The sequence below is a fragment of the Streptomyces sp. HUAS MG56 genome, from assembly GCF_058673395.1.
In genome coordinates this window covers 7,377,185-7,389,011 of the sequence record NZ_CM178722.1, presented here as the reverse complement: position 1 = coordinate 7,389,011, position 11,827 = coordinate 7,377,185, and the positions used below count along the sequence as shown (strand labels likewise).

General features: G+C 73.1%; 11 protein-coding genes and 1 riboswitch. Of the genes, 3 read left to right on the top strand and 8 right to left on the bottom strand.

Translation table 11 applies throughout. The features are described 5' to 3' along the window. The first annotated feature begins 306 nt into the window (after positions 1-306). Positions 307-1,362 carry a septation protein SepH gene (gene sepH, locus AC4OXY_RS34695; protein WP_491991618.1) on the top strand — a complete coding sequence of 352 codons (1,056 nt, stop codon included), beginning with the start codon at positions 307-309 and terminating at the stop codon, positions 1,360-1,362. Positions 1,363-1,432: 70 nt separating this feature from the next. On the opposite strand, the gene AC4OXY_RS34690 is transcribed toward sepH, so the two are convergent. After that, positions 1,433-2,284, bottom strand: a complete 852-nt coding sequence (locus AC4OXY_RS34690; protein ID WP_356021459.1) for a sulfurtransferase — start codon at positions 2,282-2,284, stop codon at positions 1,433-1,435. Positions 2,285-2,605: 321 nt separating this feature from the next. Here AC4OXY_RS34690 and AC4OXY_RS34685 point away from each other — a divergent pair, with 321 nt between their 5' ends. Continuing rightward, complete coding sequence (locus AC4OXY_RS34685) at positions 2,606-3,397, top strand: VOC family protein (RefSeq protein ID WP_356021457.1); 792 nt, start codon at positions 2,606-2,608, stop codon at positions 3,395-3,397. Between the two features lie 22 nt (positions 3,398-3,419). Here AC4OXY_RS34685 and AC4OXY_RS34680 read toward each other — a convergent pair whose 3' ends face one another. From AC4OXY_RS34680 to AC4OXY_RS34660, 5 genes are read right to left on the bottom strand one after another with little or no spacing between them, the layout of a single operon-like run. Next, complete coding sequence (locus tag AC4OXY_RS34680) at positions 3,420-4,070, bottom strand: thymidine kinase (protein WP_356021455.1); 651 nt, start codon at positions 4,068-4,070, stop codon at positions 3,420-3,422. 51 nt (positions 4,071-4,121) lie between these two features. After that, a complete protein-coding gene (locus tag AC4OXY_RS34675) occupies positions 4,122-5,315 on the bottom strand; it encodes an alkaline phosphatase family protein (protein WP_491991617.1) in 1,194 nt (397 codons plus the stop codon). After that, positions 5,315-5,911 carry a DUF5998 family protein gene (locus tag AC4OXY_RS34670; RefSeq protein WP_356021452.1) on the bottom strand — a complete coding sequence of 199 codons (597 nt, stop codon included), beginning with the start codon at positions 5,909-5,911 and terminating at the stop codon, positions 5,315-5,317. The genes AC4OXY_RS34675 and AC4OXY_RS34670 overlap by 1 nt, the downstream gene beginning before the upstream one ends. A gap of 55 nt (positions 5,912-5,966) precedes the next feature. Beyond that, positions 5,967-6,338 (bottom strand): hypothetical protein, encoded by a 372-nt coding sequence (locus AC4OXY_RS34665; RefSeq protein ID WP_356021450.1) that lies wholly within the window; start codon positions 6,336-6,338, stop codon positions 5,967-5,969. 47 nt (positions 6,339-6,385) lie between these two features. Continuing rightward, positions 6,386-9,220 carry a bifunctional acetate--CoA ligase family protein/GNAT family N-acetyltransferase gene (locus AC4OXY_RS34660; RefSeq protein WP_491991616.1) on the bottom strand — a complete coding sequence of 945 codons (2,835 nt, stop codon included), beginning with the start codon at positions 9,218-9,220 and terminating at the stop codon, positions 6,386-6,388. Between the two features lie 176 nt (positions 9,221-9,396). Here AC4OXY_RS34660 and AC4OXY_RS34655 point away from each other — a divergent pair, with 176 nt between their 5' ends. Continuing rightward, the gene (locus AC4OXY_RS34655; protein WP_356021447.1) at positions 9,397-9,678 is read left to right on the top strand and encodes an HPr family phosphocarrier protein; all 282 of its coding nucleotides are present in this window, start codon (positions 9,397-9,399) and stop codon (positions 9,676-9,678) included. Positions 9,679-9,843: 165 nt separating this feature from the next. On the opposite strand, the gene AC4OXY_RS34650 is transcribed toward AC4OXY_RS34655, so the two are convergent. Together AC4OXY_RS34650 and AC4OXY_RS34645 are read right to left on the bottom strand one after the other, a co-directional pair. Next, complete coding sequence (locus tag AC4OXY_RS34650) at positions 9,844-10,530, bottom strand: GntR family transcriptional regulator (protein WP_356021445.1); 687 nt, start codon at positions 10,528-10,530, stop codon at positions 9,844-9,846. 218 nt (positions 10,531-10,748) lie between these two features. After that, positions 10,749-11,489, bottom strand: a complete 741-nt coding sequence (locus tag AC4OXY_RS34645) for a M23 family metallopeptidase (RefSeq protein WP_356021443.1) — start codon at positions 11,487-11,489, stop codon at positions 10,749-10,751. A gap of 12 nt (positions 11,490-11,501) precedes the next feature. Continuing rightward, positions 11,502-11,664: riboswitch (cyclic di-AMP (ydaO/yuaA leader) on the bottom strand. Positions 11,665-11,827: the final 163 nt, after the last annotated feature.

Sequence of the window (11,827 nt, the reverse complement as noted above, 5' to 3'; positions counted from 1 at the left end):
GTTGGGCGGCGCGCCCATCCACGCACATGGTCCAAATGGAGTACTGTTGCGAGCCCTGGGTCCGGTCTCCCACCAGGATGTCCGGGGCCTTGCAGGACCGCCGGGAGGGGGCAAGTTGCACAGGGTGACGGAGTTGGTCACTTAGCGTTGCGAACGGTCACCGTGCCATAACGGCGGCCCCGGGCCCGTGCCCGACACGCCGGGCAACTCGGCAAGGTTGTGGCAGGCTGCACCCGGGCAGGCCACACTCGACTAGCGGAAGCAGCGACGCACGTGACGTCGGCAGGCACCACCCGGGAGGTCCCCATGCCCGAACTGCGTGTCGTGGCCGTCTCGAATGACGGCACACGGCTGGTGCTGAAAGCTGCCGACGCAACGGAGTACACCCTTCCGATCGACGAGCGCCTTCGCGCCGCCGTGCGCGGCGACCGGCCCCGCCTCGGCCAGATCGAGATCGAGGTCGAGAGCCATCTGAGGCCCCGTGACATCCAGGCGCGGATACGTGCGGGTGCCACCGCGGAGGAGGTCGCGCAGCTCGCCGGCATCCCCGTCGACCGGGTACGGCGCTTCGAGGGGCCCGTGCTGGCCGAGCGTGCCTTCATGGCCGAGCGCGCCCGCAAGACCCCGGTCCGCCGCCCCGGCGAGAACTCCGGTCCGCTGCTCGGCGAGGCCGTGCAGGAGCGGCTGTTGCTGCGCGGCGCCGAGAAGGACAGCGTGCAGTGGGACTCCTGGCGCCGTGACGACGGCACGTGGGAGGTGCTCCTCGTCTACCGGGTCGCGGGCGAACCGCACTCGGCGAGCTGGACGTACGACCCGCCCCGGCGGCTCGTGCAGGCCGTGGACGAGGAGGCTCGCTCGCTGATCGGCGAGTCCGACGATCTCGCCGTACCGGAGCCGAGCTTCCCGTTCGTCCCGCGCATCGCCCGGCTGCCGCGCGAGCGTTCGATGGACCGTGCCCTCGAACGGGTCGACCGGGAGCGGCCGAGCCTGCCCGCGCCGCCTGCCGAGGCCGCCGAGGAGTCCGCGTCCACGGCGTCCACGGGCGAACGCGACTCGCTGACCAGCCTGTTGGAGGCCGTCCCGAGTTTCCGGGGCGACCTGGTCGTCCCGGAGCGCCGGGAGGAGGCGCCGGAGGAGCCCGTCGACGAACCGGAGGCGGAAGAGCCGCCGGCGCCCGCCGCCTCGGCCGGTTCGGCGTACGCCGACGTCCTCATGCCCCGCTCGGTCGGCAGCCACCGCGACCGGCTCGTCGGCGCCACCGACCGCCAGGCCGAGGCCGACGGCGTCCGCCCCGGCCGCCGCGCCGCCGTCCCGAGCTGGGACGAGATCGTGTTCGGCACGCGCCGCAAGAAGCAGGAGTAGCCAGAGCCGTACAGCAGAAGTGGGGGCACGCGTGCGTGCCCCCACTTCCCGCTGCCGAAAAGGCTTTTCGCTACTGCGGGTCCGCCCCCACCGCGACCGGACGGTCCGGGTCGGAGGACCACTCGGACCAGGAACCGACGTACAGGGCCGCCGGGATGCCCGCCACGGCCAGCGCGAGGACCTCGTGCGCGGCGGAGACGCCCGAGCCGCAGTAGACGCCCACCTCGGCGTCCTCGGCGACGCCCAAGGCCTTGAAACGGTCGCGCAGTTCGGCCGCGGGCAGGAAGCGGCCGTCGGGACCCACGTTCTCGGTCGTCGGCGCCGACAGCGCACCCGGGATGTGCCCGCCGACGCGGTCGATCGGCTCCACCTCACCGCGGTAGCGCTCCCCCGCGCGGGCGTCCAGCAGCACGCCTGTACGGGCCAGAGCCGCGGCCTCGTCCGCGTCCAGCCGGCCGGTGGCGGCCGGTGCCGGACGGAAGTCGCCCTCGGCCGGATCCGTTGCCTCCGTGGACAGTTCGCCCGCCCAGGAGGGCAATCCGCCGTCCAGGACCCGCACGTCCGGGTGACCCGTCCAGCGCAGCAGCCACCACGCGCGCGCGGCCGCCCAGCCCTGGCCGCCGTCGTACACGACGACCGGCCGGTCCGCGCACACGCCCGCGCGGCGCATCGCGGCGCCGAACTCCCCGAGGTCCGGCAGCGGATGCCGGCCGCTCGCCCCGGGCGCCCCGGCCAACTCCCGGTCCAGGTCGACGAAGACCGCGCCGGGGATGTGCCCGGCCGCGTACTCGGCCCGCCCGTCGAAGGCCGGCGCGCCCGCCGCCCTGGCCGTGCTCAGCTGCCAGCGCACGTCCAGCAGGACCGGCGGGCGCTCACCGGTCAGCTCGTGTGCGAGGTCGGTTGCGGTGATGATGACGTTCATGGCGTCCATGCATACGCCAGGGGTGGCCGCGGCGTCCAGGTCGGGCTACTCTGCTCGGCCGGACAGGCTCGATCACGAGGAGTGGGGGATCGAGCACGTGCTGTACAGCCGACGGCCACCCTCCGGCCATCGTCAGGAAGCGCCGAAAGTCGGCAGAACGGGCATCCTCCCGGAGGTGTCGCCGAGCGGCGGCGCGGTATCGCCCGCAGCGGAGTGGAGGATGCGGGCACCGGCACGGGCGTTCCCGCCGCCGGCGTGGACACCCCTTCCGGGGAGCGGAAGCGACACGGCCACCGCGAGGGGCCGGGGAGAGAGTGATCGATGACCGAGGCACGGGAGCCGGCCCGGCCGCACGCGCGGCGCGCGCCCGGCACACCCTGCTGGGTGAGCCTGATGGCGCACGGGCTGGCCGCCACCGAGGAGTTCTACGGCGAGCTGTTCGGCTGGGAGTTCCGGCCGGGCCCGCAGCAGCTGGGCCCTTATGTGCGGGCGCTGCTCGACGGGCGGGAGGTGGCCGGAATGGGCCAGCTGCCGCCGGACCGCCGGCTGCCGATCGCCTGGACGCCGTACTTCGCCTCGGACGACGTGGACCGCACGGCGGACACGGTACGGCTGTGCGGCGGCACGGTGGCGGTCGGCCCGCTGGACGCCGCCGAGGCCGGGCGGATGGCGATCGCCGCCGACCCCTCCGGGGCGGTGTTCGGCATCTGGCAGGGTTCCGCGCACCTCGGCACGGCCCTCACCGGCGTGCCGGGCACGCCGGCCTGGAACGAGCTGGTGACGTACGAGACGGAGAGCGTCGCCAAGTTCTACGCGACCGTGTTCGGTTACGAGGAGGAGCCGGTGGTGTCCGCCGACTTCGACTACGTGACCCTGCACCTGGACGGCCGGCCGGTCGCCGGGCTGCACGGCGTGGGCCACGGCCTGCCCCGGGACCGGGGGTCGCACTGGAGGACGTACTTCGAGGTCGCCGACGCGGATCTGACCCTGCGGCAGGTCACGGAGCTGGGCGGCCGGGTCGTCCGGCCGGCGCAGGACAGCCCGCACGGGCGCGTGGCGACGGTGGCGGACCCGGAGGGCGCGGAGTTCTCGCTGATCCAGGAGCCGCACTGAGCACGCGTCCCAGGGGGCCGGCTCAGGCGGGCGGGACCGGCAGGACGTCCGGGGACAGGGCCGCCGCGCGGGCCGACGCGGCGGTCATCCGGCGCCGGTGGTGGCGGCGGCACAGGACCTCGTAGCCGACCTCGCCCGTGGAGTGGTCGACATCGCCGACGACCACCTGGGCGCCCTCGACGACCATCGCGCCGCCTATCGTGCGGGCGTTGTGCGTGGCGCGGGCGCCGCACCAGCACAGCGCCTCCACCTGGAGCACCTCGATGCGGTCGGCCAGCTCGACCAGCCGCTGCGAGCCCGGGAAGAGCTTGGAGCGGAAGTCCGTGGTGATCCCGAACGCGTACGCGTCCAGGCCGAGATCGTCCACCACGCGCGCGAGCTGGTCGATCTGTGCGGGCGCGAGGAACTGCGCCTCGTCCGCGATCACATAGTCGGCACGGCCGCCCTGCGAGAGATGGTCGACGACGTACGCGTACAGGTCCTGGTCGTCCGCGACCTCCACCGCGTCGGTGACCAGGCCGAGCCGGGAGGACAGCTTGCCCTCGCCCGCACGGTCGTTCCGGGTGAAGATCATGCCGGTGAGACCCCGGGCCGAGCGGTTGTGCTCGATCTGGAGAGCCAGCGTCGACTTCCCGCAGTCCATCGTTCCGGAGAAGAACACCAGCTCGGGCATGAGGAGTTGAACACCTTTCGGCGATAGTCGGGGGTGCGTCGGGGGCGTGTGTCAGGAGCGGACTTCGAGCAGCGGGACGAGCTGCTCGGCGGGGGTCATCGAACCGTGGTTGCCGACGAGCGCCGACTCCTTGGGCTCCCGCTCGGTGGCGATGATCAGGACGTCGTCGTGGGCGGCCGCGACCACGTCGCCGAGCCGGTCGTACACCCGCTCGTCGATCCGCGGTCCGAACCAGCCCGCCGCGATCGCCTCGTCGCGCGAGGCCACCCAGAACTGCTCGCCGAGAACCTCGCGCCAGCAGGTCAGTACGTCGTTCTCGGCGCCCGGTACCGCGTACACGTGCCGCGCCCGGCCCTCGCCGCCCAGCAGGGCGACCCCGGCCCGCAGCTCCCAGTCCGTGTCGAAGTCGAAGCGGTGCTCTTCGTCGAACGGGACGTCGACCATGCCGTGGTCGGCGGTCACGTAGAGCGCGCTGCGCGGGGGCAGCTGCTCGGCGAGGCGCTGGGCGAGCCGGTCGACGTACATCAGCTGGCCGCGCCAGGTGTCGGAGGCGACGCCGTAGCGGTGGCCGGAGCCGTCCAGCTCGGAGTAGTACGTGTAGACGAGCGAGCGGTCCCCGGCGGCCAGTTGCTCGGCGGCGGCGTCCATGCGCTCCTCGCCGCTCAGCCGGCCGTGGAAGGTGCCGCCGCTGAGCGCGATCTTCGTGAGCGGGGTGTGCTGGAAGGCGGGCGAGGAGACCTGGGCGGAGTGCACCCCGGCCTCGTGGGCCAGCTGGAAGACGGTGGGGTACGGCTGCCAGGGGCGCGGGTCGGTGTACGGCTGGAAGCGGAGCTGGTTCATCAGCTCGCCGGTGGCCGGGTTGCGGGCGCTGTAGCCGGGCAGGCCGTGGGCGCCGGGCGGCAGGCCGGTGCCGACCGAGGCGAGGGAGGTCGCGGTGGTCGCCGGGTAGCCGGCGGTGAGCGGGCGGCCGGTGCCGCCGCGCGAGCTGCCTAGCAGGGAGGTCAGGAAGGGGGCCTCGTCGGGGTGGGCCCTCAGCTGCTCCCAGCCGAGCCCGTCGACCAGGAGGACGCAGACCCGGTCGGCCGGGGTCAGTTCCCCGATCGTGGCGGTCATGCCAGGGACGCCCATGCCCGCGGCCAGGGTGGGCAGCAGGTCGGCGAGGGAGCCGGTGCCGTACTCGGGCAGCGGGGCGGTGTCCAGGGCGAGGGGTTCCGGGTGGTCCCAGGCGGAGGTGAGCTGGGACATCAGCGCGTGAGGTCCGCGGTCGCCTCCGAGACGGCCTGCGCGAAGGCGAGTGCCTGGCGCACCGTCTCGGGGCCGTCCCCGGCCTCGCTGACGCGCAGGCTGAGGTCGTCCGCCGTGGAGTTTCCGGTGTAGCCGTGGTCGGCGTCGCAGTTGGGGTCGCCGCAGGCGGCGGGCTCCAGGTCGATGCGGTTGACGGCGCCCCAGCCGATGGTGAGCACGACCTCGCGGGGCAGGGTGCCCGGGGCGTACTGCTCGGGGTTCGCGACGACCCGGCTGACCACGACCGAGGAGATCCGGCCGAGCTTGACCGACTCGGTGGAGGTGGTGGCGTACGGGGTCGGGGAGGTGCTGTCGGCGGCCTGCTCGTCGGTGTGGCTGACGATGAAGCGGTTGCCGGTGAGGACCAGGACGGTCACATGGCGGCGCACCTCGTTCTGGTCGAACGTGGTCTCCTGGTGGACCAGGTACGACCGGATCGGCTCGCCGCCCACAGCGGCCTCCACCGCCTCGGCCACGAGGGCCGGGTAGTAGCCGCTGCGCTCGATCGCCGCGCGCAGCCCCTGGGTCGTCGTACTGGTCTTGGCCATGGCGTCCATCCTAATCCGTGGGCAGGGCCGCTCCGGGCCAGTCACCGGGACCGAGGCGGGCCGTTCACGCGCGCGTGGCCCGCCCGTCGTCGTGCCGACGGACGAGCCCCGGCACGATGTCCAGCCGCTCGGCGGCGATCAGGCAGGAGACCGGTCCGGGCCCGCCGGCGTCCGCCTCGAACGCGACCACGACGGGCGGTGCCCCGCCGAGCGCCCGCCGCAGCCGCGCGGTCTCCTGTGCGGTGGGCTCCCGGAAGACGGGGTCCTGGAAGGCCGCGGGGCACGAGACGAAGCACGGGTCAGTGAGGACCACCTCCAGGCCGTGGTGGTACGTCAGGTCGTACCCGGCGGCCAGCCGCAGCAGGCCGGTGTCCCAGACGATCACTTCCCAGTCCCACCAGCTGCCCTCGGGCAGTCGCCGGCCGGCGATCTCCATGAAGTCCCCCTCTCCCCCATCTCCCTCCTCTCCCCCATCTCGTCCGCTCAGTACGCCGGCATCGTGCGCGGTCCGAGGTCGTCGCGGGCGGGCGGGGGTGCGAGGCGGAGGGTGGCGCCGAGGACGCTCACGCCGTGCGGGGCGACGACCACCGGTTCCAGGGTGACGGCGACCACCTCCGGATGATCGTCGACCAGCCGGGACACCCGCAGCAGCAGCTCCTCCAGGGCAGGGGTGTCGACGGGGGTGGAGCCGCGCCAGCCGAACAGCAGCGGGGCCGTGCGGATCGCGCGTACGAGCGAGGTCGCCTCGCGGTCGGTGACCGGGACCAGCCGGTGCGCCATGTCCCCGAGCAGCTGGGAGGCGGCCCCGGCCAGCCCGAAGGACAGCACGGCGCCGGCGGCCGGGTCGATCACCGCGCGGACGACCGTGTCGACACCTCGGGGCGCCATGCCCTGCACCACCGGCCGCAGTTCCTCCGGCGCCCCGAACAGCTCGGTCAACTCGGCGTACGCCCGTCGCAGTTGCTCCTCGTCCGCGAGGTCGAGGCGTACGCCGCCCAGGTCCGCGCGGTGCCGCAGGTGGGGGGCGGTGGCCTTGAGGGCCACGGGGTAGCCGAGGGTGCGGGCGGCCTCGGCGGCGGCGTCGGCGGTCGGGGCGGGCAGGGCCTGGCGGACGGGGATGCCGTACTTGCCGAGCAGCTCGCAGGTCTCGGCGGCGGAGATCGTGAGCCCTTCTCCGCGCGCGAGCAGCTCCCCGATCAGCCGCGCGGCCCCCTTCTCGTCGATGTCGTCGTACTCGGGCACCTTCCCGGGCTCCGCCGCCTCCCGCCGCCACTGCCCGTACTTGACGGCTTCGGCGAGGGCGCGCACCGCGCGTTCGGCGGCGGGGTAGGCGGGGATGGCCTTGTCGGACGCCGCTCCCTCGGCGGGCAGCCGTTCCGCCGGGCGGAAGGGCGGAGCGGCGCCCTCGGTTCCGGCGGTCCCGGGAGTCCTCTCGACGGCCTGCGGTGCCGTGCTCGCCGCGGCCGACAGGGCCTCGGCCAGTCCCCCCAGCTCCACATGCACCACCAGCACCGGCTTGCCCGGCACCGCCGCCGCGGCCGACCGCAGCGCCTGCGCCAGCTCGGCATCCCCCGGCGAGCCTTCTCCGATCGCGGGGATCGCGGTGACGACGACGGCGTCGCACGTGTCGTCCGCCAGCGCGGCTCCCAGCGCCCGGTGGAAGTCCTCCGCCGTCGCCGCGGTCGTCAGGTCCAGCGGGCGCGACGGGCGCAGTCCTTCGGCGAGGCAGCGGTCGTACGCCAGCACGCCCAGCGACTCGGAGTTGCCGAGGATCGTCACGCGCGGCCCGGCCGGCAGGGGCTGCCGGGCGAGCAGCAGGCCCGTGTCGACCAGTTCGGTGATCGTGTCGACGCGCAGCACTCCGGCCTGCCGCAGCAGCGCGGAGACGGTGGCGTGCGGCAGCCGCGTCGCCCGCACCGCGTGCCCCTGCGGGGCGGAGCCGACCCCCTGCACGACGACCAGCGGCTTCGCCGCCGCCGTGCGCCGCGCGAGCCGCGTGAACTTGCGCGGGTTGCCGATGGATTCCAGGTACATGAGGGCGACGTCGGTCTCGGGGTCGTCGTACCAGTACTGGAGGACGTCGTTGCCGGAGACGTCGGCGCGGTTGCCCGCGGAGACGAACGTGGAGACGCCCGTCACCCCGGTGACGCCGCCGCCGCGCCGGTGCAGCCGGGACAGCAGGGCGATGCCGATGGCGCCGGACTGGGCGAACATGCCGATACGTCCGGGGCGGGGCATCTCGGGGGCGAGCGAGGCGTTCAGCCGCACGCCGGGGGCGGTGTTGATGATCCCGAAGGCGTTGGGGCCGATGAGCCGCATGCCGTACGCGCGCGCGTGGCGCACGAGCGCCCGCTGCCGCTCCCGCCCGTCGGGCCCGCTCTCGGCGTATCCGGCGGACAGGACCACGATTCCCTGCACGCCGTGTTCGCCGCACTCCGCGACCACCGCCGGCACGTGATCGGCCGGTACCGCGATCACCGCGAGGTCGACCGGGCCGTCGATGTCCCGCACCGAGTGGTGCGCGGGCACCCCGTCGATCTCCTTGCAGTCCTCGGGGAAGGCCTGGTTCACGGCGTGCAGCAGGCCGCCGTAGCCGCCGTCGCGGATGTTGCCGAGGACGCTGCGGCCGACGCCGCCGGGGGCGCGGCCGACGCCGATGACGGCCACCGAGCCGGGCACGAGGAGCCGCCGTACCGAGCGGGCCTCGGCGCGCTGTTCCCGCGCGCGCTGGACGGCGAGCGAGCGGTCGGTCGGTTCGAGGTCGAACTCCAGGCGGACGACGCCGTCCTCGAAGCTGCGCTTCTGGGTGTACCCGGCGTCCGTGAACACCTTGATCATCTTGGTGTTGGCGGGCAGCACCTCGGCGGCGAAGCGGCGGATGCCCCGCTCGCGCGCGACGGCCGCGATGTGCTCCAGCAGGGCGGAGGCGACTCCGCGGCCCTGGTGGGCGTCCTGCACGAGGAAGGCGACCTCGGCCTCGTCGGCCGGCACGGAGGCGGGCATGCCGTCGGCGCCGATGCGGTCGTAGCGTACGGTGGCGATGAACTCGCCGCCGATGGTGGCCGCGAGTCCCACCCGGTCCACAAAGTCGTGGTGCGTGAAGCGGTGGACGTCCTTGGCGGACAGTCGTGGGTACGGCGCGAAGAAGCGGTAGTACTTCGACTCGTCCGAGACCTGCTCGTAGTAGCTGACCAGGCGGTCGGCGTCATCAATGGTGATGGGCCGGATGCGCGCGGTACCCCCGTCGCGCAGCACCACGTCCGCCTCCCAGTGGGCGGGGTACTCGTACCGGTCCTGCCGGTCCGCCGAGCTCTGCATGGGCCCCAGAGTACGGCTCGCGTCCGACAACGGCGCGAGGCAGTCTGTGGGGGACGGAAGTCGGATCGAGGCCGCGGTCCGATGTCACACCGGAGGGGACGAGGGTCCGCTCCGGACACGCTTCGCGATATGGGAAACTGGTCTAGACAACCCTGAACACCGAAGGGCAGCAACACATGGCTGAGCGCCGCGTCAACGTCGGCTGGGCCGAGGGCCTCCACGCCCGCCCCGCCTCCATCTTCGTCCGAGCCGCCACGGCCGCAGGCGTCCCGGTGACGATCGCCAAGGCTGACGGCAACCCCGTCAACGCGGCCTCCATGCTGGCCGTCCTGGGTCTGGGCGCCCAGGGTGGCGAGGAGATCGTCCTCGCCTCCGACGCCGAGGGTGCGGACATCGCCCTGGAGCGTCTGGCCAAGCTGGTCTCCGAAGGCCTGGAGGAGCTGCCCGAGACCGTCTGATCCGGCCCCGCCCGGAACACGGAAACACCGAAGCCGCGTCGCCCTTTCCGGGGCGGCGCGGCTTCGCCGTTTGGCACGGTCTTCCACAATGCGTGAACACACCTGAATTCAGGCAGCAAGAATACACCGCCACCGAATTACTCTTCTTTGTATACGGCGCTCGTGTTAATGACGCAGGCCGGTCATGTTTACGGCGTGTTGCGAAGTCCTCACACCCTCGCCGCCGGCAGAAAAGCGAAGCCGGTGCGCGGCCGTCGCGCGCTCGCCGTGCAGAGCCGTGAGCGCCCGCGCGCGCTCGCCGTCGCCGCGCGCCACCGCGTCCACGATCGCGCCGTGCTCCGCCCAGGACTCGACCGGGGTCGGCAGCGCCTCCACCGCGTACATCCAGGCGATCTTGTGGCGCAACTGGGTCAGCATCGAGGTCAGCGAGGGGCTCGCGCAGGCCTGGGCGAGCGTCTCGTGGAACCAGCCGCCCAGTGACCGAAGATCCTCGCTGCTGCCCCGCCTGGCCCGCTCCTGGCCCAGTCTGACCAGGCCGCGCAGCACCTTCAGATGTGCCTCCGTGCGCCGCTGCGCGGCCCGGGCGGCGCCGAGCGGCTCCAGGAGCATCCGCATCTCCAGCAGGTCGGCCGCCTCCTGCTCGGTCGGCTCGGCCACGCACGCGCCCGCGTGCCGGCGCGTCACCACGAAGCCCTCCGCCTCCAGCGTGCGCAGGGCCTCGCGGACGGGGACGCGCGAGACGCCGTAGCGGCGGGCCAGGACTTCCTCGGTGAGGCGGCTGCCGCGCTCGTGGACACCGGCGACGATGTCGTCCCGGATCGCCGTGCATACCGAGTGCGCCGGAATACGCATGACCGACCTCCGCCTTAATCCCCGTGACACGTCGACGATGGACGCGTGTTCCGTGACTCTATTGCAATGAGCCAGAATTTCCGACGGCGGGCCGGAATCCATGGATATTTTTTGGACAGCGACTCCCGTAAGCGCACCGGGGACACCGTGGAAAAACGACGAAAGCCCCGGCTCGGTGAGCCGGGGCTTCGGATGCCGTGTCTCGTGCGCCGTGCGCGTCAGACGTTCACGCCGTGCTCGCGGAGGTAGGCGACCGGGTCGACGTCCGAGCCGTAGTCGGGGGTCGTACGGGCCTCGAAGTGCAGGTGCGGTCCGGTGACGTTGCCGGTCGCGCCGGACAGGCCTATCTGCTCGCCCGGGGTGACCTGTTGGCCCACCGTGACGCCGATGGACGACAGGTGGCCGTACTGGGTGTACATGCCGTCGGCCATCCGGATCACGATCTGGTTGCCGTACGCGCCGCCCCAGCCGGTGGAGACGACGGTGCCGGAGCCGACCGCGTGGACGGGCGTGCCGCTGGCCGCGTGGAAGTCGATGCCGGTGTGGGAGCCGGAGGACCACAGGGAACTGCTGGCCTTGTAGCCCGTGGAGACGTACGAGTCCGTGATCGGGGCGACGAAGCGGTTCAGCCGCTCGCGCTCCGCCTCGCGTGCGGCGCGGGCCTTGGTCTCGTGGATCTCCTGGGCCCGCCGGGCCGCGGCCTCCTCGGCCGCCTTCTGCGCGGCGGCCTGCCGCTGGGCGGCTGCCTGCGCGTCGATCTGCTCGGCGATGTCGTCGCCCACGCTGATCACCGGGGTGAGGCCGGTCTGCTCGACGGAGTTCTGGGCGGCGGACGCGGGGGAGGCCGCGAGGGTGCCGATGACACCGGTGGTGAGGGCCGCGACGCCGGCCGCCTGAGCGGCGGTGCGCGTGACCCGGCCGGGCTTGCGGTGCTTCCCGGTGGCGCACATGAACGCCATGGAGTGGCTGGTCCTTTCCTTCCCTCTCGCCTACCGGGTTAGCTGACGGGTTCGGAGCAGGAAGGTCTCCTACGGCCCCCACGCGCACGCGTGGGCGTCCGATTCACCCCAGGGGACGTTGTGGGTCCCCGGCTCCCCTGGCTCGCGCCGTACGGGGACTCGGCGATGGCTGTCCGGTGCCGCGGGTGCGGCGCACTGCCTGACGAACAGCCCGGACGACGCTAGGCGGGCCTGCCGCCGGTCCCCAAACCGAACCGGGCTTTTGTAGCGCATCCCACAGGGCAGACAGGCAACCTCCGTCCCAAATCGGGCATCTGGGGAAGGGCGCGGAACGACGA